This window comes from Pseudomonas putida, from assembly GCF_002906855.1.
Lineage (GTDB): Bacteria > Pseudomonadota > Gammaproteobacteria > Pseudomonadales > Pseudomonadaceae > Aquipseudomonas > Aquipseudomonas putida_N.
On record NZ_MINI01000028.1, the window covers coordinates 2,318,755 to 2,342,823 of the forward strand.

22 protein-coding genes and 1 riboswitch are annotated in these 24,069 nt (G+C 64.0%); of the genes, 12 read left to right on the forward strand and 10 right to left on the reverse strand.

The window, feature by feature from the left end; translation table 11 throughout:
• The 7 genes from BGP85_RS11115 to madM all read left to right on the forward strand — a co-directional run bounded on the left by BGP85_RS11115 (nt 1) and on the right by madM (nt 4,694).
• Nucleotides 1–300 (forward strand): malonate decarboxylase subunit delta, encoded by a 300-nt coding sequence (locus BGP85_RS11115; RefSeq protein ID WP_103447211.1) that lies wholly within the window; start codon nt 1–3, stop codon nt 298–300.
• Nucleotides 293–1,141: a biotin-independent malonate decarboxylase subunit beta gene (locus BGP85_RS11120; RefSeq protein ID WP_103447212.1), complete on the forward strand. Its 849-nt coding sequence runs from the start codon at nt 293–295 to the stop codon at nt 1,139–1,141. Before BGP85_RS11115 ends, BGP85_RS11120 begins: the two co-directional genes overlap by 8 nt.
• A complete protein-coding gene (gene mdcE / locus BGP85_RS11125) occupies nt 1,138–1,929 on the forward strand; it encodes a biotin-independent malonate decarboxylase subunit gamma (protein WP_103447213.1) in 792 nt (263 codons plus the stop codon). Before BGP85_RS11120 ends, mdcE begins: the two co-directional genes overlap by 4 nt.
• A 1-nt stretch (nt 1,930) precedes the next feature.
• On the forward strand, nt 1,931–2,545 hold the full coding sequence (locus tag BGP85_RS11130; protein ID WP_103447214.1) for a malonate decarboxylase holo-ACP synthase: 615 nt from the start codon (nt 1,931–1,933) through the stop codon (nt 2,543–2,545).
• On the forward strand, nt 2,542–3,459 hold the full coding sequence (gene mdcH, locus BGP85_RS11135) for a malonate decarboxylase subunit epsilon (RefSeq protein ID WP_103447215.1): 918 nt from the start codon (nt 2,542–2,544) through the stop codon (nt 3,457–3,459). Before BGP85_RS11130 ends, mdcH begins: the two co-directional genes overlap by 4 nt.
• Nucleotides 3,460–3,522: 63 nt before the next feature.
• Nucleotides 3,523–3,924 (forward strand): malonate transporter subunit MadL, encoded by a 402-nt coding sequence (gene madL, locus BGP85_RS11140; protein WP_103447216.1) that lies wholly within the window; start codon nt 3,523–3,525, stop codon nt 3,922–3,924.
• 5 nt (nt 3,925–3,929) lie between these two features.
• Nucleotides 3,930–4,694 carry a malonate transporter subunit MadM gene (gene madM / locus BGP85_RS11145; protein WP_103448248.1) on the forward strand — a complete coding sequence of 255 codons (765 nt, stop codon included), beginning with the start codon at nt 3,930–3,932 and terminating at the stop codon, nt 4,692–4,694.
• An 18-nt stretch (nt 4,695–4,712) separates the two neighbouring features.
• Here madM and BGP85_RS11150 read toward each other — a convergent pair whose 3' ends face one another.
• Nucleotides 4,713–5,627, reverse strand: coding sequence for a LysR family transcriptional regulator (locus BGP85_RS11150; RefSeq protein WP_103447217.1), 915 nt, complete (start codon nt 5,625–5,627; stop codon nt 4,713–4,715).
• Between the two features lie 51 nt (nt 5,628–5,678).
• Nucleotides 5,679–6,725 (reverse strand): type 2 isopentenyl-diphosphate Delta-isomerase, encoded by a 1,047-nt coding sequence (gene fni, locus BGP85_RS11155; RefSeq protein ID WP_103447218.1) that lies wholly within the window; start codon nt 6,723–6,725, stop codon nt 5,679–5,681.
• 428 nt (nt 6,726–7,153) lie between these two features.
• Nucleotides 7,154–7,363: riboswitch (cobalamin riboswitch) on the forward strand.
• Nucleotides 7,364–7,459: 96 nt separating this feature from the next.
• Between fni and cobW the strand changes: the two genes are divergently transcribed.
• The 4 genes from cobW to BGP85_RS11175 are packed head-to-tail and all read left to right on the forward strand — an operon-like array spanning nt 7,460 to nt 13,963.
• Nucleotides 7,460–8,527 carry a cobalamin biosynthesis protein CobW gene (gene cobW, locus BGP85_RS11160; RefSeq protein ID WP_103447219.1) on the forward strand — a complete coding sequence of 356 codons (1,068 nt, stop codon included), beginning with the start codon at nt 7,460–7,462 and terminating at the stop codon, nt 8,525–8,527.
• 3 nt (nt 8,528–8,530) lie between these two features.
• On the forward strand, nt 8,531–12,292 hold the full coding sequence (gene cobN, locus BGP85_RS11165) for a cobaltochelatase subunit CobN (protein ID WP_103447220.1): 3,762 nt from the start codon (nt 8,531–8,533) through the stop codon (nt 12,290–12,292).
• Nucleotide 12,293: 1 nt separating this feature from the next.
• On the forward strand, nt 12,294–13,295 hold the full coding sequence (locus BGP85_RS11170) for an ATP-binding protein (protein WP_103447221.1): 1,002 nt from the start codon (nt 12,294–12,296) through the stop codon (nt 13,293–13,295).
• A 35-nt stretch (nt 13,296–13,330) separates the two neighbouring features.
• Entirely contained in the window at nt 13,331–13,963 is a 633-nt protein-coding gene (locus BGP85_RS11175; RefSeq protein ID WP_103448249.1) for a vWA domain-containing protein, read from the forward strand.
• Between the two features lie 114 nt (nt 13,964–14,077).
• Here BGP85_RS11175 and BGP85_RS11180 read toward each other — a convergent pair whose 3' ends face one another.
• Nucleotides 14,078–14,344: a hypothetical protein gene (locus BGP85_RS11180; RefSeq protein WP_054886513.1), complete on the reverse strand. Its 267-nt coding sequence runs from the start codon at nt 14,342–14,344 to the stop codon at nt 14,078–14,080.
• A 344-nt stretch (nt 14,345–14,688) separates the two neighbouring features.
• Between BGP85_RS11180 and BGP85_RS11185 the strand changes: the two genes are divergently transcribed.
• Nucleotides 14,689–16,014, forward strand: a complete 1,326-nt coding sequence (locus BGP85_RS11185; RefSeq protein WP_103447222.1) for a sigma-54 dependent transcriptional regulator — start codon at nt 14,689–14,691, stop codon at nt 16,012–16,014.
• Here BGP85_RS11185 and BGP85_RS11190 read toward each other — a convergent pair whose 3' ends face one another.
• The 7 genes from BGP85_RS11190 to BGP85_RS11220 all read right to left on the reverse strand — a co-directional run bounded on the left by BGP85_RS11190 (nt 16,015) and on the right by BGP85_RS11220 (nt 23,774).
• The gene (locus BGP85_RS11190) at nt 16,015–18,216 is read right to left on the reverse strand and encodes an LTA synthase family protein (protein WP_103447223.1); all 2,202 of its coding nucleotides are present in this window, start codon (nt 18,214–18,216) and stop codon (nt 16,015–16,017) included.
• Between the two features lie 120 nt (nt 18,217–18,336).
• On the reverse strand, nt 18,337–19,617 hold the full coding sequence (locus BGP85_RS11195; protein ID WP_099813680.1) for a hypothetical protein: 1,281 nt from the start codon (nt 19,615–19,617) through the stop codon (nt 18,337–18,339).
• A gap of 47 nt (nt 19,618–19,664) precedes the next feature.
• Nucleotides 19,665–20,411 carry a hypothetical protein gene (locus BGP85_RS11200; protein ID WP_103448250.1) on the reverse strand — a complete coding sequence of 249 codons (747 nt, stop codon included), beginning with the start codon at nt 20,409–20,411 and terminating at the stop codon, nt 19,665–19,667.
• A gap of 46 nt (nt 20,412–20,457) precedes the next feature.
• On the reverse strand, nt 20,458–21,138 hold the full coding sequence (locus BGP85_RS11205) for a C39 family peptidase (protein ID WP_103447224.1): 681 nt from the start codon (nt 21,136–21,138) through the stop codon (nt 20,458–20,460).
• A 68-nt stretch (nt 21,139–21,206) separates the two neighbouring features.
• Complete coding sequence (locus BGP85_RS11210; RefSeq protein WP_103447225.1) at nt 21,207–22,694, reverse strand: heme utilization protein; 1,488 nt, start codon at nt 22,692–22,694, stop codon at nt 21,207–21,209.
• Between the two features lie 56 nt (nt 22,695–22,750).
• Nucleotides 22,751–23,341, reverse strand: coding sequence for an adhesin (locus BGP85_RS11215; RefSeq protein WP_103447226.1), 591 nt, complete (start codon nt 23,339–23,341; stop codon nt 22,751–22,753).
• Between the two features lies 1 nt (nt 23,342).
• Nucleotides 23,343–23,774 (reverse strand): hypothetical protein, encoded by a 432-nt coding sequence (locus BGP85_RS11220; protein ID WP_103447227.1) that lies wholly within the window; start codon nt 23,772–23,774, stop codon nt 23,343–23,345.
• Between the last annotated feature and the right edge of the window lie 295 nt (nt 23,775–24,069).

Consider the following 24,069-nt stretch of genomic DNA (forward strand, 5'->3'; position numbering starts at 1 on the left):
ATGGAAACCCTGAACTTTCAATTCCCCGCCGCCGAGCCTGGCCGTGGCCGCACTTTGGTCGGCTGCGTCAGCTCCGGCGACCTGGAAGTGCTGATCGAGCCCGGCAACGCCGGTCGCCTGGAGATCCAGGTGGTCACTTCGGTCAATGGCAGCAGCGCACGCTGGCAGCAGCTGTTCCAGCGCCTGTTCGATGGCCGCACGCTGCCGGCGGTGAAGATCGACATCCACGACTTCGGCGCCACCCCTGGCGTGGTGCGCCTGCGCCTGGAGCAGGGTTTCGAGGAGATTGCCCATGACTGACACCGCCCGCCTGCTGCAAAGCCGCAGCTTCGTCGAACTCGGCGCCCGCCAGCGCGCCCGTGCCTTGCTCGATGCTGGCAGCTTCCGTGAACTGCTCGGCCCGTTCGACCGGTTGATGTCACCGTGGCTGCCACGCCAGGGCATCGTGCCCCAGGCCGACGACGGCGTGGTCATTGCCAAGGGCCTGCTCAATGGCCGCAATGCGGTAATCGCCGCCATCGAAGGCGCGTTTCAGGGCGGCAGCATGGGCGAGGTGGGCGGTGCCAAGATCGCCGGCGCTTTGGAGTTGGCCATCGAAGACAACCGCAACGGCATTCCCACCTGTGCCGTGCTGCTGCTGGAGACCGGTGGCGTGCGCTTGCAAGAGGCCAACCTTGGGCTGGCGGCGATTGCCGAGATCCAGGCAGCAATTGTCGAATTGCGCGCCCATCAACCGGTGATAGGCCTGGTCGCAGGCTCGGTCGGCTGCTTCGGTGGCATGTCCATCGCGGCCGGGCTGTGCAGCCACCTGTTGGTCACCCGCGAAGCACGTGTGGGCCTCAATGGCCCGCAAGTGATCGAGCAGGAGGCCGGTATCGCCGAGTACGACGCCAAGGACCGCCCGTTCATCTGGAGCCTGACAGGGGGCGAACAACGCCACGCCAGCGGTCTGGTGGACGCTTATGTGGCAGATGACGTCGACAGTATCCGCCAGCACTTGCTGCAACTGCTGGACACGCCATCGGCCAACCGTGCCGGCCGCCACGCCTGGTACCTGGAACGCCTGGCCAGCCTGGGCGCCGATTGCCCGCAACTGGACGCCGCTGCGGTGCGCGCCCTCTACCAAGGAGATGCCCCATGAACCGTGCCCTCAACTGGCTGCCGGGCCTGGCCGGTGGTGAAGCGCTGTCGGGTTATCCCGCTTCACTGCGGGTGATCGATGGCGAACTGGACAACCGCCTGGCGCGCTTCATTGCTGTGGTACCGGATGCGCACAACCCGTTCCCCCGGGCGCGAGAGGGCGAAGTGGGCCTGATGGAAGGCTGGGGCCTGGCCAAGGCCGTGAGCGATGCGGTCGAGCTGGACCGCGAGGGCGAGAAGCGCGCCATCGTTGCGATCATCGATGTGCCGAGCCAGGCCTATGGCCGCCGTGAAGAAGCCCTGGGTATCCACCAGGCGTTGGCCGCCGCCGTGCAGGCCTACGCCCAGGCGCGCCTGGCGGGGCACCCGGTGATTGGCCTGCTGGTCGGCAAGGCCATGTCCGGTGCCTTCCTGGCCCATGGCTATCAGGCGCAACGGCTGATAGCCCTGGATGACAGTGGGGTGATGGTGCATGCCATGGGCAAGGCGGCCGCAGCGCGGATCACCTTGCGCAGTGTCGAACAACTGGAGGCGTTGGCCGCGGAGGTGCCGCCGATGGCCTATGATCTTGCCAGCTACGCCTCTTTGGGCCTGCTCTGGCGGCGCCTGCAGGTCGAGAGGGCCGATGCACCGAGTGCTGCTGACATTGCCCAGGTACGTGCCTGCCTGGCCGAGGCTGTGCGTGATATCGGCCATTCGACTGACCTCAAGTCACGCCTGAACGGTGAACACCGCAGCGCCTCCCGCGACGTGCGCGCCCGCCTGCGCAGCCAGTGGCAGGAGGCCTGAGATGAACCTGCCGCAGCCACATGACCTGCTCTGGGGCATGCCCCCGGCCGACCTGCCTGCCGATGCGCCTGCCTGGGCTGTTCGGGCACTGGCAGCCGGGCAGCCGGTGGTGGTGCGGCGTGCCGCCTGTGCCAGCGGCTGGGTGGCAGTGGGCGTGCGCGGGCAGGGGCGTGAGCAGCGCCTGGGCGTGCAGATGCGCGTGCGCGATATCCAGCGGCAGTTGACCCCCGAGTCGTTGCGCGGGGCGGGGCAGAGCCCCTGGCCAGCTTTGCGGGCGCTGGTCTCGGTGGCACCGGTGCTCGATGCCTGCGGGCTGGTTTGGGGGCCGACGGGAGGCGTCGGTTACCAGTTGGCCACCGGCTGTAATGTCGTGCATGACGCTAGTGACCTCGACCTGCTGGTGCGCGCGCCACAGCTCATGGACCGGGCGAAGGCGCGCGAGTTGCTGGATATTCTCGATTGCGGCCCGTGCCGTATCGATGTGCAACTGGAAACGCCAGCCGGTGCCGTGGCCCTGCGCGAGTGGGCTGGCCTGGCGCGCCGGGTGTTGCTGAAGTCAGCCCACGGCGCACGCCTTGTCGCCGACCCCTGGAATGCGCTGGAGTGTGCAGCGTGAGCAGCCTGTTCGCCTTCCCTGGCCAGGGCGCGCAACAGGCTGGCATGCTGCAGCGCCTGCCCGAGGGCGCCACGCTGTTACTGGAAGAGGCCAGTGAGGCGCTGGGCGAACAGGTCGCGGCGCTCGACAGCCATCAGGCGTTGCAGTCGACTCGTGCCGTGCAGCTCTGCCTGCTGCTGGCCGGGGTGGCCTGGGCGCGTTGGCTGCTGCAGCGCAGCCCGGCACCAGACTATGTGGCCGGCCTGTCCATCGGTGCTTATCCCGCCGCCGTGACGGCCGGGGCACTGGAGTTCGTCGATGCGGTGCGCCTGGTGGCCTTGCGTGGCGAGCTGATGCAGCGGGCCTACCCCCAGGGCTACGGCATGACCGCCCTCAGCGGCGTCGACTTGAGTAGTGTCGAACGCTTGCTGGAGGAAGTGGGTGGCGAGGTGTACCTGGCCAACCTCAACAGCAACAACCAGATCGTCATCGCCGGCAGCGACACAGCCATGGCTGAGGTCGCTGCCAAGGCGCGTTGCCGCGGCCAGGGTGTGGCCCGGCGCCTGGCGGTGAGCGTGCCGTCCCACTGCGCATTGCTCGACGGCCCGGCCGCCGAGCTGGCAACGGCCTTTGCCGACGTAGAGCTAAGGCGCACGCGCATCACCTACCTGAGCAGCAGCAGTGCGCGGCCGATCTTCGATCCTCAGCGCCTGCGCGATGACTTGGCCGGCAACATGGCCCGGCTGGTCGACTGGCGTGCTACGTTGCGCAACGCCTATGAACGCGGCGTGCGACTGCACCTGGAGATGCCGCCGGGCAGCGTGCTCAGCGGCCTGGCCCGCCCGGTGTTCGAACAGGGCAGGGTGGTTGCCCTCGAAGCCACTCGCTGGGACACCGTCGACGCGCTGTTGCGCCAGGAGGTGAATCAACACTGACAAACGCCGTGTTTTTCGAAGGACAACAACAAGCAACTTCGACCCAACGCGAGGACAACAATAATGATTATCTACGGTGTGGCCTTCCTGGCCTTGTGTACCCTTGTGGGCCTGTTTATCGGCGAGCTGCTGGGCAAGCTTCTGGGCGTGCCCGCCAACGTCGGCGGAGTGGGCATTGCCATGCTGCTGCTGATCTTCATCGGCAGTTACCTCAACAAGCGCGGCCTGATCACGGCCAAGTCCGAACAGGGCGTGGAGTTCTGGAGCGCCATCTATATCCCCATCGTGGTGGCCATGGCCGCTCAGCAGAACGTATTTGGCGCGCTGTCCGGCGGGCCTATGGCGATTCTTGCAGGTACCGTTGCGGTGGTGGCCAGTTTCGCCATGGTGCCGCTGCTGGACCGCCTGGGCCAAAAAAAGCCTGAGCCGGTTGCAGACAAACCTCTGACAACGCCACAGCGGTGATCGCCATGTACGAATCCATGATGAAGGTAATCGGTGGTTATGGGCTGGTGAGTGGCTTTGCCGTCATTGGTGTGACCATGTGGCTCTCTTACTGGCTGTCCGCCAGGCTTACCCGAGGCCGCCTGCACGGCTCGGCCATCGCGATCTTCCTGGGCTTGGTCCTGAGCTATTTCGGCGGAGTGCTCACAGGCGGGCAGAAAGGGCTGGTGGATATTCCGCTGCTGTCCGGTATCGGCCTGTTGGGTGGCGCGATGTTGCGTGATTTCGCGATTGTCGCCACGGCTTTCGGTGTAAACATCGATGAACTCAAGCGTGCCGGAGTATCGGGAGTCGTTTCGTTGTTCTTTGGCATTGGGGTGTCGTTTGTCGCGGGCGTCGGTGTGGCCATGGCATTCGGTTACACCGATGCGGTCAGCCTGACCACGATCGGTGCCGGTGCCGTGACCTACATCGTTGGCCCGGTGACCGGTGCTGCCATCGGGGCCAGCTCCGAAGTGATGGCGCTGTCGATTGCCGCCGGGCTGGTCAAAGCAATCCTGGTGATGGTGGTCACACCTTTCGTAGCGCCGATGATCGGCCTGAACAACCCCCGCACTGCCGTGATCTTTGGTGGTCTGATGGGCACCTCCAGTGGTGTGGCCGGTGGGCTGGCGGCCACCGACCCGAAGCTGGTGCCTTATGGCTGCCTGACGGCGGCATTCTACACGGCCTTGGGCTGCCTGCTTGGGCCTTCGCTGCTGTTCTTCATCATGCGGGCGGTTGCGGCATGAGGCCTGCGCCGCTCAGGCTCAAGCCAGGGCGGCGCTGTACATTCGGCATTCGGCCAACAAGGCCAATAAGTTCGGCTCCCGTTCCCGGGCCTTCAGAAAGACCACACCGATATGCTGCTGCAGCCGGTAGCGCGGTTGCAGTGCAATCAACTTCACGCGGTTCTCGTATACCGCCGCGATCCGCCCCGGTAGCAGCGCGAACCCAACCCCCGAACTGACCATGCTCAGCAAGGTGAAGATGTCGTTCACCTGCATCGCCACCTTTGGCTCGAACCCGGCCTGCTGGAATACCCGTGCGCCATCGCGGTGGGTGGCGAAGCCTTGGGTCAAGGTGATGAAGGTGGAGTCGGCCAGGTCCGCCAGGTCCACTTCCTGCTGTTCGGCGAACGGTGAATCGGTCGGCACGGCGAGGAAAATGTCGTCGGAGAACAGCGGCAGCTGTTCGCAGGCCGGGTCCGCGACGCTTTCGTCCAGAGATACCAGAATGGCTTCCAGCTCGTGGTTTTTCAGGCGTTGCAGCAGGTCAACGTTGGAGCCCAGGGTCAGGTCGATATTCAGTTCGCTGCGCCGCAGCTTCAGGCCCATCACCAGCTTCGGCACGGTCTTTACCGTCAGCGAATACAGCGCGCCGAGGCGGAAACGCTCGGCATAGAAACCGGCGGCCTCGCGGGTCTGGCGCACCATCTGCTCGGCGTCCTGGATCAGTTGCCGGGCTTTCTTCTCCAGCACGTAGGCGCTTTCCAGCGGGATCAGCTGGCGGCCTTCGTGCTTGAACAGCGGGCAGCGCAGGGCGCTTTCCAGGGAGTGGATGGCGCGGTGCACGCTCACTGCGCTGGTAGACAGATCGGCAGCGGCGCGGCCGAGGTTACCGCTGCGCATGAAGGCGAGGAAGGTCTCGAGCTTTTTCAGGGTCAGTTCTTCGTCGATCAGCATGCACAGGGGCCCGTAGGAAGGGAGCCGCTGATCATGCCACAGCTGCAAGCGTCATGGCGGCGTCAGGTTGCTCGGCAGCAAGCGCGCCCGGCGCAGTTGCGCAAGGTTGCGCGAGCCGGTGCAGAAGCAGGCGATACGCAACTGGCGCAGAAGAATCTCGAAATGTTCCACCACTGCCTGAGTAGAGATCATCGCCGCACTCAGTACATGGGCTGCCTGGCCAACCAGGTCGGCACCAATGCGAATGGCCTTGGCGGCATCGACGCCGTTGGCCACGCCGCCGGAGGCGATCAGGCCGATTTCCGGCACGGCGCGGCGTACCGCCAGCAGGCAGTGCGCGGTCGGGTTGCCCCAGTCGGCAAACGCTATGGCGACCTCGCGCTCGGCGGCGGTGCTGGCGCGCTCGGCTTCCACGGCTGCCCAACTGGTGCCGCCGGCACCGGCTACATCGACCATGGCTACACCTGCGTCGCAGAGCATGCGCGCCACGCGGGGTGAAATGCCCGCGCCGACTTCCTTGGCGATCACCGGCGTCGGCAGTTGGGAGGTCAGGGTTTCGATGCGTTTGAGTACGCCGCGCCAGTCACGGTCGCCTTCAGGCTGTACGGCTTCCTGCAGGGGGTTCAGGTGGATGATCAGGGCATTGGCTTGCAGGGCGTCGATTGCGCGGCGCGCCAGGTCCAGGCCGTCGGCTTCTCGCAGCTGGGCTGCGCCGAGGTTGGCCAGTAGCGGCACATCCGGTGCCAGGCGTCGGAGTTCGTCGGTCAGGCCCTGGTCCTGGTCGCTACGCAGGCTTACCCGTTGTGAGCCCACACCCATGGCGATGCCCAGTGCCTGGGCGGCTTCGGCGAGGTGCTGGTTGATGAAGCGTGCGCGTTCGGCACCACCGGTCATGGAGCTGATCAGCAGCGGGGCACGCAGGGCACAGCCGAACAGCTCGGTGCTCAGGTCAATGTCATCCAGGGCCATCTCGGGTAATGCGCAGTGCTCGAAGCGCAGCGCCGACCAGCCGGGGTCCACGCCGTGCGCGGTGGTACTGGCGGTCAGCACGATATCCAGGTGATCGTCCTTGCGTTGGCTTAGCGGGGTTTTCTTCATGCCGGCTCCGTTTCGATGGGGCAGCAGGGATACAACATATAGATAAGTTGAAAATTGGCACAGCATCAGGCATTGGCGTGTGCCACCGGTTCCTTTCAATGGATGCTTGGTTTGTGGCAGGTGTTCGCCGGTAGTTTTGCAGCGCCTGTCAGATCGCGCGCCGCCCGTGCGGCGCATCGCGAGCTTTGCTCGCTCCTACGTTTGTTTCGGGACAGTAATGCCTGTGACAGGCGCGCGCGACCGCCTTGTTGGTACGACGCGATATCGCGTCATGCGCCAAGGCGTTCGCGCGCAAATCCCACAGGAATAACTGGCCCGAAACAAACGTAGGAGCGAGCAAAGCTCGCGATGCGCCGCGCGGGCGGCGCTCGATCTGTCAGCGCTGCAAGGTTTTCGGCGGACACCAGTTGACCCCCCGCCACCCCCCGCGTAGCCTTGCGACTTCGAGGTTCTTCGGCCCTGCCGAAGCTAAGACGGGAACGCGGTACAAGCCGCGGCTGCCCCCGCAACTGTACGCACCGACAACGGATCGACACAGCCACTGCGCCGCGCGCGGGAAGGCGTCGTCCCGCCAGCTTCTTGCTGCGAAGAGCTGGAACGGTGCAAGCCAGGAGACCTGCCTCGAGACGAATTCGACTTTAAACCGGGCGGGGTGATCCGGTGGCGAACAAGCCCGGCCTGGCCCGCGGCTTTCGTCCCGTGTGCCCGCGCCAACCTGCCAAGGGCAACGCGACATGAAAACACTGGCCAAGCTCCCCGTCACCATCGTTACCGGCTTCCTCGGCTCGGGCAAGACCACCTTGCTCCGCCACATGCTCGACAACGCCCAGGGCCGCCGCATCGCGGTCATCGTCAACGAATTCGGCGAGCTTGGCATCGACGGCGAAATCCTCAAGCAATGCAGCATCGGCTGCACCGAGGAAGAAGCCAGCGGCCGCGTCTATGAACTGGCCAACGGCTGCCTGTGCTGCACTGTGCAGGAAGAGTTCTTCCCGGTGATGCGCGAGCTGGTCGCACGCCGCGGCGACCTCGATCACATCCTCATCGAAACCAGCGGCCTGGCATTGCCCAAGCCCCTGGTGCAAGCCTTCCAGTGGCCGGAAATCCGCAACGCCTGCACCGTCGACGCGGTGATCACCGTGGTCGACAGCCCGGCCGTGGCCGCGGGTACCTTTGCCGCCTACCCGGACCAGGTCGACGCACAACGCAAGCTCGACCCCAACCTGGACCACGAATCGCCGCTGCACGAACTGTTCGCCGACCAGCTGGCCAGCGCCGACCTGGTGGTGCTGAACAAGGCCGACCTGATCGACGCCGAAGGCCTGGCCAAGGTCCGTGCCGAAGTGGCCGAGGAGCTGCCACCGGCGGTCAAGGTGATCGAGGCCAGCAGCGGCCGGCTGCCGCTGGAAGTACTGCTGGGCGTGGGCGCGCAGGCCGAGGCGCACATCGATGGCCGTCGTACCCACCACGATTCCCACCATGACGGCGATGACCACGACGATCACGACCACGACGCCTTCGACTCGATCTCCATCGACCTGCCCGAAGCCGACGAAAGCCTGCTGCTCGATGCCCTGACCCAGCTGGTGGTGGAGTTCGGCATCCTGCGCGCCAAAGGTTTCGCGGCCATCCCCGGCAAGCCGATGCGCCTGCTGGTGCAGGGCGTGGGTACCCGTTTCGACAAGCACTTCGACCGCGCCTGGCGCGCCGACGAGCCACGCATCACCCGTCTGGTGCTGATTGGCCAGGACCTCGATGCCGTGCACTTGGAAGCGCGCCTGCGCCAGGCCTTGGGCGCCTGACCCATGCACCTGCTGCGGACCCAGCCCGGCGGCTTCGTGCCGGACGATAGCATTGCCGACCTCGGCCAGACACCCGCCGATCTGGTGATTCTCTGCAGCGGCGATTCGCACCTGGCATTGCTCGCCGAAACCGCCGAGCAACTGCCGGACGATTTCCCCAGCCTGCGCCTGGCCAACCCGATGCAGGTACAGAACCATGCCTCGGTCGATTTGTATGTCGATGAGGTCCTGCGCCATGCCAAGGTGATCCTGGTGTCGCTGCACGGCGGTGTCGGTTACTGGCGCTATGGCGTCGAACAATTGGTCGAGCTGGCGGCACGGGGCGTGCAGGTGATTCTGGTGCCCGGCGATGACCGCCCGGACCCGGAGCTGACCGGCCTCGGAACAGTCACCGGCGAGCCGGCCGAGCGCCTCTGGCACTACCTGCGCCAAGGCGGCAAGAGCAACGCCGTCAACCTGTTCAAGTGCCTGGCCAACCAGTGGCTGGGGCGCGATTACCGTTGGGACGAACCGCAGCCTTTGCCGCGGACTTCTGTGTATCACCCGCGCAAACCTGGTGCGCTGCCAGAGGACTGGTACAGCCAGTGGAACCCCGAACACCCGGTGGCGCCATTGCTGTTCTATCGTTCACACCTGCAGGCCGCCAACACCGCGTTCATCGACGTGTTCTGCGAGCGCTTGCAGGCCGCCGGCCTCAACCCGCTGCCCATCGCAGTGGCCAGCCTCAAGGAAAGCGCCTGCCTGGAACAGGTTGAGGCCTGGCTGGACGAAGTGGGCGCGCAGGTGTTGATCAACACCACAGGGTTTGCCCTGTCCAGCCCGGAACGCCCCAACCTGCGCCCGTTTCGCCGTGACATCCCGGTGTTGCAGGCCATCTGCGCGCAAGACAACCAACCCGGCTGGGAGGCTAGCGAGCAGGGCCTCGGTGCTCGTGACCTGGCCATGCACATTGCCTTGCCGGAGCTGGACGGGCGCATCATCACCCGCCCGGTGAGTTTCAAGGACATGGCCTGGCGCAGCGAGCGCAGCCAGTCCGACGTAGTCTGCTACCGCGCGCACCCCGAGCGCATGGACTTCGTCGCCGAGCTGGCACGGCGCTGGGTCGAACTGGCGCGCCTGCCCAATGGGCAAAAGCGCGTGGCCCTGGTGCTGGCCAACTACCCGACCCGCGATGGCCGCATTGGCAATGGCGTCGGCCTGGATACCCCGGCTGCCGCGCTGAACATCCTCAAGGCGTTACGAGCCGAGGGCTATCCACTTGCGGAGCTGCCAGGCAGCGGCACGCAACTGATTCATCAGTTGCTCGGCGGCGTCACCAACGACCTCGAACACCTCGATCAGCGCCCCTGCGCCCAGAGCCTGAGCCTTGCGGACTACCAGGCGGCGTTCGAACGCCTGCCCGAGGCCAACCGCCTAGCCGTGCTGGAACGGTGGGGGCCGCCAGAGCAGGATCCGATGTACCGCGCAGGCCGCCTGATGGTGGCTGGTTTGCGTTATGGCCTGACCTTCGTCGGCATTCAGCCGGCGCGCGGCTACCAGGTCGACCCCAGCGCGGTGTACCACGACCCGGATCTGGTGCCACCTCATGGTTACCTGGCGTTTCATTTCTGGCTGCGCCATGCCTTTGCCGCCGATGCAGTCATCCACGTCGGCAAGCACGGTAACCTGGAATGGCTGCCCGGCAAGGGTGTCGGCCTGTCCGCACAATGCTGGCCGGACGCGCTGCTCGGCCCGCTGCCGAACATCTACCCGTTCATCGTCAACGACCCGGGCGAAGGCGCCCAAGCCAAGCGCCGGACCCAGGCGGTGATCATCGATCACCTGATGCCGCCCTTGACCCGCGCCGAAACCTACGGGCCCTTGCGCCACCTGGAGCAGCTGGCAGACGAGTTCTACGAAGCCCAGCTGCTCGACCCGCGGCGCGCGCGTGAGCTGCAGCGCGACATTCTGGAGCTGGTCAAGGCCAACCATATCGACCGTGAGTTGCAGCTGGAAGGCCAGCTGGACGATGCCGCCGTGTGGTTGCCGCGCCTGGACACCTACCTGTGCGACCTGAAAGAGTCGCAGATTCGCGACGGCCTGCATGTATTCGGCCAGTCGCCGCAGGCCCGTCTGCGCATCGATACCTTGCTGGCGTTGCTGCGGGTGGAGCGTGGCGATGGACGCGGTGGCAATGCCAGCTTGTTGCGGGGGCTGGCCAAGGCATTGGCGCTGGGCTTCGACCCCCTCGATTGCGACCTCGGCGAGGCCTGGTCAGGGCCACGTCCGGCGCTGCTGCAGGACGTCAGCGACGGCGCGTGGCGCACTTGTGGCGATACCCGCGAGCGCCTTGAGCTGCTCGCGTTGCGCACCATCGAGCAGGCACTGGAGGGGCAGGCGCAACTGCCCGAGCAGCCCGACTGGCAACCGGTGCACGAGGTGATAAAAGCCCTGCGCGAGCAGGTCGCACCGGACCTGGATGCCTGCGGCGCGGCAGAAATCAATGGGTTGCTTGCCGCGCTGGCAGGGCGTTTCGTACCGGCAGGCCCCAGCGGCGCACCCAGCCGCGGCCGCCTGGACGTATTGCCCACCGGTCGCAACTTCTACACCGTGGATGTGCGCAACCTGCCGACCACCACGGCCTGGCGTCTGGGGTTCGCCTCGGCCAACCTGATCCTCGAACGGCACCTGCAGGACCATGGTGACCACCTGCGCCAGCTGGGCCTGTCGGTGTGGGGCACGGCAACCATGCGCACCGGTGGCGACGACATCGCCCAGGCCATGGCGCTGATGGGCGTGCGCCCGGTGTGGGCCACCGGCAGCCAGCGGGTCGACGACTTCGAGATCCTCCCCCTGAGCCTGCTCGACCGCCCACGGGTGGACGTCATGCTGCGGGTTTCGGGCTTCTTCCGCGATGCCTTCGGCAACCTGATCCGCCTGTTCGATGCGGCGGTGCAGGCCGTGGCAGCGCTGGACGAGCCGGACGACCTCAACCCCCTGGCCGCGCGGGTGCGCAACGAGCGCGCCAGCCTGCAGGCGCAGGGCGTGAACGCCGAACAGGCGGCGCGCCAGGCGGGTTGGCGGGTATTCGGGGCCAAACCTGGCGCCTACGGTGCCGGCGTGCAGAACGCCATCGATGGCCGCTTGTGGCACAGCCGTGACGACCTCGCCGAGGTTTACCTCAACCATGGCGGCTACGCCTACGGTGCCAGCGATGAAGGCACCCCGGCGCGCGCCCAGTTCGCCCAGCGCCTGGGCCAGGTGCAGGCGGTGCTGCAGAACCAGGACAACCACGAGCACGACCTGCTCGATTCCAACGATTACTATCAGTTCCAGGGTGGCATGCTGGCGGCGTCGGAGACCTTGTCTGGCGGGGCAGTGGCCAGTTACCACGGCGACCACAGCCAGGTCGACCGGCCGCGGATCCGTACCTTGAAGGAAGAGCTCAACCGCGTGATCCGTGCCCGTGCCCTGAACCCGAAATGGATCGACGGGGCGAAACGCCATGGCTACAAGGGAGCGTTCGAGCTGGCCGCGACCGTCGACAACCTGTTCGCCTTCGACGCCACCACGCACCTGATCGACGACCATCACTACCAGTCGCTGGCCGATGCCTATGTGCTCGACCCGGCGACTCGCGACTTCATGCGCGAGCACAACCCCGAGGCCCTGCGCGACCTCACCGAACGCTTGTTGGAAGCCCAGCAGCGCGGGCTCTGGGAAGCCCCAGGTGAGTACCGCGAGGCGCTTGAGGCGCAGTTGCTCGACGGCGAGGAACAGGCTTGAAATGAGTGAACCCGTACAATTCCCACTGGCAGCCGTGGTCGGTGCCGAGGACCTCAAACTGGCCCTGTGCCTGACCGCAATCGACCCTAAGATCGGTGGCGTGCTTATCGAAGGCCCGCGCGGTATGGCCAAGAGCACCCTTGCTCGTGGCCTGGCCGACCTGCTGGGCGAGGGCCCGTTCGTCACCTTGCCGCTGGGAGCAAGTGAGGAGCGCCTGATCGGCACGCTGGACCTGGATGCCGCGCTCGGCCAAGGCAAGGCGCAGTTTTCCCCTGGCGTGCTTGCCCACGCCGATGGCGGCGTGCTGTATGTCGATGAAGTCAATCTGCTGCCCGATACCTTGGTCGACCTGTTGCTGGATGTGGCCGCCAGTGGCACCAACCGCATCGAGCGTGACGGCATTTCCCATCGGCACAGTGCCCGTTTCGTCCTGATCGGCACCATGAACCCTGAGGAAGGCGAGCTGCGCCCGCAACTGCTCGACCGCTTCGGCCTGAATGTGGCGCTCGATGGCCTGCCAGCCCCGGAGGCGCGCCAGCAGATCATCCGCCGGCGGCTGGCCTTCGACAGCGATCCGCAGGCGTTCTGCGAGCAGTGGGCCGGTGCCCAGGCGCAACTGCGCGCGCGCTGCCAGGCGGCGCGCCAGGGGCTGGCGGCAATTGCCCTGGACGATCAGGCCCTGGCCTGGATCACCGAGCGCTGTTTCGCCGCCGGCGTCGATGGCCTGCGTGCCGACCTGGTCTGGCTGCGCGCGGCCCGGGCCCATTGTGCCTGGCGCGGTGGCCAGGCGATCGAGGAGGGGGATGTCGATGCCGTGGCTGAATTCGCCTTGCGCCATCGCCGGCGTACGGCGCCCGATGCGCCAGCCACCGCGCCACCCGGTGCAGCGGATGGCCGCGACCGGCAGGGCGAGGGCGGGCAGGGCGATTGGGGCGCCCTGCCTGCGCAGCCTGTCAGCAGCGGTGCGCGGCGAGAGGTGCCGAACTGGGCAAAAAAGCCCTGAGCATCCGCCAACCAGGTTTGAGGATGGCGGATGCCATGCCCCGTGCCGGAAAACTGGCGGGTGCCAGCCGTGGCCGCGCCTGCGCGGCATCCTCAGGCCGGGTGGCTTGGCTGCCGACCTTGCTGAAGGGGCGCCCGAAGCTGCGCCAGGATCTTTGCTGGCAGCAGCGCCAGGCCCAGGCCAATGAACTGTGGCTGGTGGTCGTGGACGCCTCGGCTTCTACGCGGCGTCATCAGGCCCTGGCGCAGTGCAAGGGCCTGCTGGCCGAATTGTTCGACCAGGCCTATCGGCAACGTGCCCGTCTTGCCCTGCTGACGGCCAGCGGCGGTGCACCACAATGGCAGCGCCATGGCCTCAAGGCGTCGGCAAGCCTGCAGCCTTGGTTGCAGGCCCTGGGGGCTGGCGGCGGCACGCCTTTGATCGCAGCACTGGAGCAGGCCCGGCGCTGGCTGCAGGCCCGGCAGAAAGCGCATCCCCACGAGTTGCAGCGCTGCCTGGTATTCACCGATGGTCGCCTGCAGCGCTGGCAGGCCGTGCAGCCGATGCCTTGCGCCACCGTAGTGGTGGACATGGAATTGGCGCCAGTTCGCCTGGGCCGGGCACAACAATTGGCCACGGAACTACAGGCCGATTATCAGCATCTTGAGCAGTTCAAGGTAATGGAGTGAGTTAGGCGAACGGGATAGGTGCGACACTATGCCGCAATAAGAAAGTTGCCTGGCAGGCCAATGAATAGTTGTTCAAGTGCGTGCTGGGCACGCACTTGCAGGGACGCAGCGATATTACTTCGGCATCGACCAAGGCTGCAGGTCATAACCTTTCTGGGACAGTTCGGCACGTACTTCCTCAATCAGGCTGGCCCATTGTGCAGGGTCCGAATAGATACGCGACGATACTTGTTTGCTGCCGATACGGGTGCTGGTCCGGTCAATCACCGCCAGGCTCAGCTCGCCGGTGCCGTTGGGCGCATCCCAGGCAACGCACTGGAAGGGTTCGAAGGCGTGGTCGGCAATCAGCAGTGCCTCGTTGACACGCAGCGGTGCATTCATGGTTCGGTCTCTCTATGGTCCCAAACATCGAAATTAGGTCCGCGTAACTGCTACGTCGCTTCAGGTGTTATCGCGATCCGCAGCGCGGGGTTACTCGTACTGATGCTCCAAGTTAGGGGTGGAGTCACACAGCGCGTGTAAATTTTTTGCGAGTTACAAATTTTTTTGTTTCCCAGCGCCGCTGTGACGCCAATAAATATGAAAAATTCCCCAACGGTTCTGGCCGTGCAGAATCCTGCAGACAGACGGTCGTGGGCGGCGTCAAGTTCGTTGCTACTGTTAATTCGGCGCCGCAACTTACTGTTTTCATGTAAAAAACCAACAATTGGCGCCAAGGAACGGTCATGCACGAGACTGCCGCCCTGCGTCGCTTGCTCATCGTCGACCCCTGCGACGATTGTCACCGTCTGTTACCAAGCCTGGAGAGTGCCGGCTGGGACGTTCACAGCTGTAGCCTCGACCTGGCGTTGGAGCATCGTTGCGATATTGGCCTGCTGCGCCTGCAGGCGTCGCACCTGCGCCATCCTGACGCGGTCAAGGACATGATCAAGCGCAGCAACACCGAGTGGATTGCCGTGCTCAACGCCGAGCAGTTGCGCATGCAGAACGTCGGTGATTTTGTCTGCGAGTGGTTCTTCGACTTCCACACCTTGCCGTTCGACTTTTCCCGCGTACTGGTGACACTGGGCCGGGCGTTCGGCATGGCCCGCTTACGCGGCAAGGGCACTGTGAGGGTGGATGGGCTGGAACACGAGCTGCTCGGAGACAGCCGGCCGATCCTGGAATTGCGCAAATTGCTCGGCAAGCTGGCGCCTACCGAGTCACCTGTGCTGATCCGCGGCGAGAGCGGTACCGGCAAGGAACTGGTAGCGCGCACATTGCACCGGCAATCACAGCGCAGCGAAATGCCGTTCATCGCCATCAACTGCGGTGCGATACCCGAGAACCTGATCCAGTCCGAGTTGTTCGGGCATGAGAAAGGGGCCTTTACCGGCGCCCATCAGCGCAAGGTGGGGCGGATCGAGGCAGCGCATGGCGGCACCTTGTTCCTCGACGAAATTGGCGACCTGCCGCTGGAGTTGCAGGCCAACTTGCTGCGTTTCCTGCAGGAAAAGCACATCGAGCGGGTAGGTGGCAGCCAGCCGATACCGGTCGATGTGCGGGTATTGGCGGCAACCCATGTGGACCTGGAAAAAGCCATCGAACACGGGCGCTTTCGTGAAGATCTCTACTACCGGCTCAATGTGCTGCAAGTGGTGACCGCGCCGCTGCGTGACCGGCATGGCGACCTGTCGATGCTGGCCAATCACTTTTCCCACTTCTACAGCCTGGAAACAGGCCGCAGGCCCCGCTCATTCAGCGATCATGCGCTGGCTGCGATGGGGCGCCACAACTGGCCGGGCAATGTACGTGAACTGGCCAACCGGGTAAGGCGCGGGCTGGTGCTGGCCGAAGGGCGTCAGATCGAGGCCCAGGACCTTGGCCTGCAGGGGCTGGAGCAGGAAGAGCAGCCTCTGGGCACTCTGGAAGACTACAAGCATCGGGCTGAGCGTCAGGCGCTGTGCGATGTGCTGGGCCGGCACAGCAACAACATGAGCATTGCCGCGAAGGTGCTTGGAGTATCACGGCCGACGTTCTACCGGCTACTGCACAAGCACCAGATCCGCTGATCAGCTGGATTGGGCGATATGCCCGTCAGACAAGTCTTCCAGCGGCTCTTCTTCGCCCGGTAGCGCGGTGATCACGCTGAAGTCACTGACCTCGACCTCGCCGCCGCCATAACCGAGCAAGTGAAAGGAAAACGCCTTGCGCATGGTCGGGTTATCGAAGCCGAATTCCATTTCCAGCGGTTTGTCGGCCGTCACCCGGATCTCCTCAGGCAACCCCAGCGGTACATCCTGCTCCAGCTCCTTGGCCTTGAGCTGGATATAGGCCGCGTGCTGCGGGTCCAGCGCACGGACCTTGACTCGCACCCGGGTGTGCGAACCCTCGGGCATTTCCAGGTACTGTGCGCCGATCAGGTTGTCTGCCCAGTCGTCGCGAATGCGTGCCTGCAACTGGATGGCGGACGGGCCGCCGAACTGGTAGCGCAGGTTAAGCGGCGTTTGCAGCAGGGACTGGTCGAGCACCCCGGCCAGCGCACCGATCTGTGGGCCGAGGGTAGCGTCGCCGGGGCCGAGATAGCGGGCCTTGTCGGCGATGAAACCCGGGCTGTCGTAGCGGCGGCAGCGCTGTTGGAAGTCGCACTCGGTGAAGACGCCCTTGCCATCGTGGTAGCGCAGCATGCCGTTGGTGTAGGAAATCATCTCCCGGCCGCTGTCGTAATCACGGTACAGCGAGCGCCCGCCAAGGGCGACCGGGATCGGCAGGGCAAAGTAGTCGAGCAGGGAGGTGGCCAAGTCGATGTGGCCGTAGGTCCCGTTCTTGATGCGCGGCAGTTCTGCCTGTTCGGGTGCCAGGGTCAGGTTGAAGCCCCAGGATGAGGCCAGGCGCACGCCATCGATACCGTGGGATTCGTCCGAGGTAATCACCACCAGGGTGTCCTTGAGCACACCCTGGCGGTCGAGGTTGTCGAGGAAGGCGCCGATCGCATCGTCGAGGTAGGCAACCGCTGCTTGTTTGGCAGTGTCGTAGCGCTGCAGGTATTGCTCGGGGGCGGAGTAGGGCTGGTGGGTGCCCACCGTCAGCAAGGTGAGCATCCATGGGCGGTCTTGCTGGCGCAACTGGCCGACATAATCCAGGGCGCCTTCGAAGAAGGCCCGATCATCCTTGCCCCACGGGAACTCCAGGTAATTCTTGTTGCTGAACCACTCCAGGCCGTGCACCGAGTCGAAGCCGATATGCGGCATGATCCGGTCCTTGGCCATGAAGCGCAGGCCGGCGCCTTGCAGGTAGTGCGTGGTGAAGCCGGCCTGGCGCAGCTGTGCCGGCAGGCAGGCCTGGTTGCGCTGTTGCTGGGTGAGCAGTTCGACACCCTTCGGCGTACCGTTGGCCAGCTTGTCGTAGTCGCCGCACAGCATCGCATACAGGCCGCGGATGGTCTGGTGCGTGTGCAATACGTAGTCCGGGGTGTTCATGCCGCGTTCTGCCCAGTGGCTGAGCTTGGGCATCAGGTCTTCGTCGAAACGGCTGTGCAGGGCCTGGCGGTTGGGGCGCACATAGGCGCCGGGGATGCCTTCGAGGGTGATCACCAGCAGGTTGCGGGCACGACCTGGAGCGGCCAGCAGCTTCTGCCCGCTCAGGTCATGCTGGGTCAGGCCGGCACTGGGTAGCGGCGAGACCGTGGGCGTTTGGCCGGCCCAGTGCTGGACCTGACGCTGCAGGTCGCCAGTGGCGGCAGTCAGCAGCTGGTGGGGAAGATTATACTGGCGCCACTGGTCAGCGTCGCTTGGCGCCAGGTGCTGGCTGCCCCAGTGGGCCGCTAACAGCAATGCCGGGATGGCCCAGGCCTTGCGCGCGAACCGTTCGCCAGGTTGGCGGCGGCTGCGCCAGGCGCTTCCCAGCCAGACCAGCAGGCCGCCCGCCAGCAATACGGGCAGCCAGGCATGGGCCAGGCCGCCGCCGGTGGAGTTTTCCATGAACTGCGGGTCGAACAGATAGGCCAGGTCGGCACTGATCGGCAGCCTGCCAACAGCGCTGACCAGTTCGGCGCAAGCCACCCAAAGCGCGGCCCAGGCCAGCAGAACCGGAAGCGCCAGCCACCACGCGCGGCGATGCAACAGCAACACCAGCAGGCTGCCCAGCGCCAGGTCCGACAGATAGCCATACGGGCTGGACCAGCCCAGCACGGCGCGCACGACCAGAGGAATCACCAGCACCAGTGTTGCCAAGGCGAGCAGCTGGGTACGTGGTGGGCCTTGCAGGTTCTTCACGAAAACTTTCCTTTTGCCATGAAATCGTCACACATTTGTGCGGGATGATAACAGGCCGATACCCGGAAAGCCGTTGGCTACAAGGTTGGTAACCAATTGGGGCGCGCTGCGCCCCGGATGTCAGAAGTAATACGGGAACTTCAGGCTGAAGGAAAAGTCCGGTGCATCGTCTGTCAGGCCAATCGACAAGTTCGGCACGATCGTCAGGTTGTTGGAGGCAGCAAAGGTCAGGCCGACGTTGAAGTTCGCCGCGTTGTAATCGCTGTTGGTGATCGATTGCCAATCGCTGCCGTCGGGCTTGATCTTGCTCTTGCGGGCGAATTGGTCGGTGACCGAGAACGACATACTCATCTTCTCGTTGAGTGCAAAGGCAATACCACCACCGATCTGCCAGGAATCACCGAGTTTCACGTCACCCGGCACTTTGGTATTCACCTGCGGGCTTATGTCGCTGAACGAGTCCTGCATGTTGTAGGTGTACGACAGGCTCCCGAACAGCACGGCGGGGTCGAAGGTCTTGACCAGCGAGATACCGGGCGTGATGGCCCACACACCGTTGCCGGTCGGCAGGTCCTCAGGTACCGACAGGTTGTCGTTGCCCGCCACCTGCTGCAGCTTGATGCCGTACGGGTCCTTGCCGGTTGGTGCCTTCACGCGCAAGGTGGCAACGGCATCCGGCCAGGTCTCGTTCTCATCGAGGAACTTGTAGGCGATACCGAAGTTGACGTCGCCGATGGTCGGGTCGCGAGTGACCGAAGCGTCGGACGTGACCCCCGCAGCCCCGCCGGCACCACCGGACGAGTAGGTGGAATCGCGGTAGACGATGGGCACGTTGATGTCGAACTGCCAACGCTGGTCAACGTTGTAGCGCGCCGTCAGGTCCAGGGTCCAGTTGTCCGCCTTGATGCGGTCGATGTTGATGTTGCCGAGGAAGATCGAGTCCAGCGCCAGGAACCCGTTGAGCACCAGGGCACGGGTGTCGTAATGGGTGTAGGTCAGCCCGGTTTCGACGCTGAACTTGCCGCCACCGAAGAAGCCGCTGGCCTCGTCATACAGGTTGGACACGCTCTGAGCCGGCTCCGAGTTGTCCTGCAGTGACTGCCCATAGGAGGCGCCGCTGCTGCCCGGCGTGCCGGTGGCCACGGTCTGGCCGCCTTTCACCCCCTGTGCGGGGGACTTGGTCAGGCGCTTCGGTTGTGGCTGTGCGGGGGCCTCCTCGACCTGCTTGAGCCGCTGTTCGAGCACCATCAATGCGTTCTGTTGTGCCTCGTAGCGCTGTTTCAGCGCAATCAGTTCCTGTTTGAGTGCTTCGACCTGAGGGTCGGTTGCCGCTTGCAGCAGAGTGGCCGGGGCCAATGTTGAAATACAAACGATAGCTCTGAACGTCGACAAACGGTGCATGGATTAGCCGTCCCTTCTGACTGCATACGATGAGACATGAGCGTAGTTCAGTATCCGAGATTGCGAAGGCCTTTGAGCTGCTCAAGATTGGCGCTCACGGAACCCGCCATTGGCGGACTGTCGCGCAGCACGACATTGAGTGATGTCAGGTTGCTGACACGGTTGCTGGCGCCCAGCAGGGTGGTGTTCTGCATCAGCCCACCCTGGCCCAGGCTTTGCGTTGAATTACCCTGGTTGCCGTTGGCGACGATGTTCATCTGCACGCCACTGCTGGTGGACGACACGCTCAACGAGCCTGCGCCATTGCTCCCGCTCAGGGTGGAGCCAGCAGCCAGGGCCTGGCCCTGTGGCTGAGCGGCTGGCGCTTCATTGCCCTTGGTGACGTTGATGTCGACATTGTTGTTGGCCGCGTTGAAGTCACCTGCGGCACGGACCACCTGGGTCACGCCCTGGGTCGTGTTGAGGCCGCTGCCGCCGCTGACCGTGCCGGTACCGGTGCTGCTGCTCTGCGAGTTACCAGTGCCTTTTTCGTCGATCATCGAGACGTAGAACTGCGGCTTGATGGTCGATTGCTGAATCTGCATCGCCGAAGTCGCGCCAATCACTTCACCGTTGGCGTTCTGCCAGGTGCTGGTCATGACCACGCCAAAGCTCACGATCCGCCCAGGCATCACGTAACGCCCGCGCAGGTTGGCCAGTTCCTGGTCCTTCAGTTCGATCGGTTTGAACGTTTCTGCCTGGGTTGGCAGGCTGGCGGCCAGGCAGATCACTGCCAGCCACAGGGAAGTCTTCATGGAATGCTCCCAGAGCGTCATGCCCTACTTCATTGAAAGAAGGTCATTAGAAGAAGTCGCTTTGAATGAAACCGAAGTCCATCAACTCCGCGTCTGGCACCGGTGTGAAATTGCTCACGCGGTTCTTCGCGCTCAGCGGCAGCGGTGGGTCGAGCAGGATGTTGTTCTTGTCATAGCCTTTGCCGATGACGGCGAAGATGATGCCGTTCCAGCCTTTGACGAAATCGTCGAGCTTGAAGCGTTTGTGGCCCAGGACCGGATCACCGATGTACACCCAGCCTCTGTCGACCTTCTGCATCACCACGAAGTGCTTGTAGCCGCGGATGTCCATCAACACGACCACCGGGATGCGGATGCTGTGCAGGGTGTCGGGGGCGACCTTGTAGCCGCGTGCACGCATGCCCAGGCTTTCCACATAGTGCTTCATGTCGAGCATCGAGAAGCCTTGGGTACGGACCAGATCCTCGTTGGCGTGGGCCAGCATGCCCTCGATCACCTGGTTTTCATCCACGTCCAGCCAGTAGGCCTGGCGCAGGATGGTCGCCAGCGAAGCCGCGCCACAGCTGAAGTCGGTTTTTTGCTGGACCAGGTCGGCGAACTTGCGCTCGCGGATGCTCTGGACCGGTTTGTAGATCACCGCACCACCAGGCAGTACGGACAACGGCATCTGCGAGGCTTCGCCGACGCTGGCGATGCACAACAGAATTGCCAAGGCGATAATGCGCATACTCGACGCCCCCTGCCTTTTTCTTGTTAGAAAGAGGCTCCCCGAAGGGAGCCTCCAGACCGCAGTGGTTACATCGACGTGTTGGAGATGGCCAGCGAGTTGCTTTGCTGGTTGCCCACACCTGCCGCCACGTTCACGCCCAGGTTGCCGCTGCCACCGTTCACCGAACCACTCAGGGTGGCGGTGTTGGTCACAGGGTTGGCCCAGCCGGTCGGGGTCAGCACTTGGAACGACACGGTGTTGCTCAGAGCGTACTCGCTAGACTCGCTGAAGCTCTTCGAGATGCTGTCCGACGACTGCGAAGCTTTTTCGCCGGCTTTGTCGTAGGCCGAGGCACTGGCTTTTTCCCAAGCCGAAGCGTTGGCCTTCTCGTAGGAAGTATCGCGAGCCTTGTCATAGGACGAGTCATGGCTACGGTCATACGAGGAGTCATAGGACTTGTCGAAGGACGAGCTGAGCGACTTGTCGAACGACGAGTTGCTGTTCGACTGATGCGACTTGTCGACCGATGCATCCAGCGATGCACTGAGCGATGCGTCGAAGTCGCTGCTGCGCGAGCGAGTGAAGTTGCCGAAGGTTTGCGACGACGATGCGCTGCCATTGGCGTTGGCATCGAGCGATGCGCTAACCGTGGTGTTGGACGACGAGCTGTGGTCGCGGCTGGACGAGCCGTTTGCAGCCCAGTTGTTGGAGCCACTCGCATTCATGCTGTTGCTGCCGCTGGAGCTGCTGCTGTTGGAGCCGCTGGCGGTCATGCTGCTCGAACCGCTGGAGCTGCTGCTTTTGCTGCCGCTGGCACTGGCGCTTTGGCTGCCCGACGCGCTGTAGCTGGAGCTGGAGCTCTTGTCGACGCTGGCATCGAACGCGCCGCTACGCGAGGCCGAACCACTCGAGGACGTGGTGAAGGTCAGCGTATCGACCCGGTAGGTGCGGTCGGCGGCGTTGTTCACCTGCAGGCCAGGGCCATCCTGGTTAGCCGATGCAGTGGCGGTGGAGTTACCGATAGGCGCAGCATTGTTGGCGATGGCCATGCTGTTTTTCTGTTGGTTGAGGTCGCCGCCAGCGATGTTGATGCCAAGGTTGCCGCTGCTGCCCTGAGCCGAGCCGCTCATGACGGCGGAGCTCTGGGTCGACCAGTTGTTGACCTTGTTGTTGTTGCTGCGCTGGGTGATCTCGGCAGTGGCAGTGGAGGTGCCAAAGACGAAGCTGTTGTCGATCGCAGCGTTGTCGGACGAGGTGTTGGCGATAGCCGAGGCGTTGGCCTGCTGGTTACCGTTACCGGCCGCCACGTTGACGCCCACGTTGCCACTGGCACCAGCGCCCGAGCTGCTCATCTCGGCGGCGTTGACGGTACCTTGGTTGTTGATGGTGTTCCCGGTGCTTCTCTGGCCATCATTTGCATTGGCAGTGGCATCGGTCAGTACCGCACGTGCCGGCGGTGTGTGGTTGTTGTGGTTGTCGTGGCCACGACGATCGTTTTGATTCGCTTGTGCAGCAACAGCCATGACCGCAGCAATTGCGAAAACCAGAGGCTTGATTGCCATCAAGGGTTTCATGGTGTTTCTCCGTCTTTAGGTTAAGTGTTGTTCTTACCTGTACCTAGCTATCTGGGTCAGTTCCCGACCCTTACGCTCAGGGTGTTTGCCGTCTGGTTGCCCACCCCGGCGCTCTGATTCAGCTGGATGACCCCGCGGCTACCGGTGAATGCCTGGTCACCGGTGGTGACATGGCGATAGCCGGGTGAGGTATCAGATGGATCGGAGCTGTTGATCAGCGCCACGTTCTGTTGCAGCAGGACGCTGTCATCGATGCTTTGCGGCTGTGTACTGATGCTGATGCGCAGGGCGTTGGCCTGCTGGGTTGCGGCCCCCGCACTCTGGTTGACGCCCAGTGCGCCGCTGCCATGGCTGAAGGCATTGCCCTGGATGCTGGTACTGGCGCCCATGTTTGGGTCGACGATGGACAATTGGCGTTGGCGGATCTGCGTGGTCGCATTGGCTTGGTGGCCGGTGGCGATTGCCCGGGCGTTGGCCTGTTGCTGGCCATCGCCTGCGGCCTGGTTGACGCTGAAATTGCCTTGGTATTGCGCGCCAGAGCTGTCGATGTTGGCGTCGTTGATTACTGGAACTGGTGATGGTATGGGTGATTGCGCCAGTACCGAGGCACTGCTCAACAGGGCCAGGATTAACAGCGTCTGCCTCATGTCATTTGCCTCCCGTGAGGATCTGCAGTGGGGCAAGACCGCGCTGGACGCTCGAGTTGACCATGTTGGAAATGCCGTTGCCCGAACCGGTGCCACGCCCGGCTGCCTGGTTTGACAGCTGCGTCTGGTTGCCGATTTGGCCGCCGAGGTTGTCGGTCTGTTGGGTAATCAGCGAGGAAATCCCCGTGCCGCTGGTGATGCTGGCGAAGTCCCCATCGCTCAGTTCGTTGGTTTGCCTGAGCACTTGCGCGGAGGGGTTGGCATTGGCGGTGGTGGGGTAGGGGTCGGGCGCCAGGGGCGCACGAATGGCCATGCGCGGTTGCACATCGCGGGTGATCACGATGATGCCGTTATCGGCCTGCGCAGGCAGCGCCGAGCCGAGTGCACAGCCGACCAGCAACAGGCATAAAACGCCTCTATCCAGTTTCCCCATGACGGCTACTCCTTCTTAGAGCGCTGGTCTTGATCAGCGTTGCGAAGGAGGACAGCGAAAGCCGTGCCGGTTTTGGATATCTATTGAAAATCAGCAGCTTGAGCGCATTGCCTGAAGAAACCGTCAAGTTGCTGTATCAGCGCTGAGACAAATTTTCAGTGATTTGGCCTTTGGCCCAGCATTTACGTTACTCGAAGGGCATTTTCAACGAATGTATCACCAGCTTGACACCTCCCCCACAAATGGCTGGGAGCCCACAGAAACGGGGGCTTGGCCTCAGTCGTGTGTGTCATGG

Excerpts from the sequence above, each read along its gene's own strand:
- madL (WP_103447216.1), top strand. The coding sequence starts at position 3,523 with ATGATTATCTACGGTGTGGCCTTCCTGGCCTTGTGTACCCTTGTGGGC.
- BGP85_RS11200 (WP_103448250.1), bottom strand. The coding sequence starts at position 20,411 with ATGAAGACTTCCCTGTGGCTGGCAGTGATCTGCCTGGCCGCCAGCCTG.
- cobW (WP_103447219.1), top strand. The coding sequence starts at position 7,460 with ATGAAAACACTGGCCAAGCTCCCCGTCACCATCGTTACCGGCTTCCTC.
- BGP85_RS11180 (WP_054886513.1), bottom strand. The coding sequence starts at position 14,344 with ATGAATGCACCGCTGCGTGTCAACGAGGCACTGCTGATTGCCGACCAC.
- BGP85_RS11185 (WP_103447222.1), top strand. The coding sequence starts at position 14,689 with ATGCACGAGACTGCCGCCCTGCGTCGCTTGCTCATCGTCGACCCCTGC.
- BGP85_RS11115 (WP_103447211.1), top strand. The coding sequence starts at position 1 with ATGGAAACCCTGAACTTTCAATTCCCCGCCGCCGAGCCTGGCCGTGGC.
- BGP85_RS11170 (WP_103447221.1), top strand. The coding sequence starts at position 12,294 with ATGAGTGAACCCGTACAATTCCCACTGGCAGCCGTGGTCGGTGCCGAG.
- BGP85_RS11130 (WP_103447214.1), top strand. The coding sequence starts at position 1,931 with ATGAACCTGCCGCAGCCACATGACCTGCTCTGGGGCATGCCCCCGGCC.
- madM (WP_103448248.1), top strand. The coding sequence starts at position 3,930 with ATGTACGAATCCATGATGAAGGTAATCGGTGGTTATGGGCTGGTGAGT.
- BGP85_RS11175 (WP_103448249.1), top strand. The coding sequence starts at position 13,331 with ATGCCCCGTGCCGGAAAACTGGCGGGTGCCAGCCGTGGCCGCGCCTGC.
- BGP85_RS11195 (WP_099813680.1), bottom strand. The coding sequence starts at position 19,617 with ATGCACCGTTTGTCGACGTTCAGAGCTATCGTTTGTATTTCAACATTG.
- fni (WP_103447218.1), bottom strand. The coding sequence starts at position 6,725 with ATGAAGAAAACCCCGCTAAGCCAACGCAAGGACGATCACCTGGATATC.
- BGP85_RS11205 (WP_103447224.1), bottom strand. The coding sequence starts at position 21,138 with ATGCGCATTATCGCCTTGGCAATTCTGTTGTGCATCGCCAGCGTCGGC.
- mdcE (WP_103447213.1), top strand. The coding sequence starts at position 1,138 with ATGAACCGTGCCCTCAACTGGCTGCCGGGCCTGGCCGGTGGTGAAGCG.
- BGP85_RS11220 (WP_103447227.1), bottom strand. The coding sequence starts at position 23,774 with ATGGGGAAACTGGATAGAGGCGTTTTATGCCTGTTGCTGGTCGGCTGT.
- BGP85_RS11215 (WP_103447226.1), bottom strand. The coding sequence starts at position 23,341 with ATGAGGCAGACGCTGTTAATCCTGGCCCTGTTGAGCAGTGCCTCGGTA.
- cobN (WP_103447220.1), top strand. The coding sequence starts at position 8,531 with ATGCACCTGCTGCGGACCCAGCCCGGCGGCTTCGTGCCGGACGATAGC.
- BGP85_RS11210 (WP_103447225.1), bottom strand. The coding sequence starts at position 22,694 with ATGAAACCCTTGATGGCAATCAAGCCTCTGGTTTTCGCAATTGCTGCG.
- BGP85_RS11120 (WP_103447212.1), top strand. The coding sequence starts at position 293 with ATGACTGACACCGCCCGCCTGCTGCAAAGCCGCAGCTTCGTCGAACTC.
- BGP85_RS11150 (WP_103447217.1), bottom strand. The coding sequence starts at position 5,627 with ATGCTGATCGACGAAGAACTGACCCTGAAAAAGCTCGAGACCTTCCTC.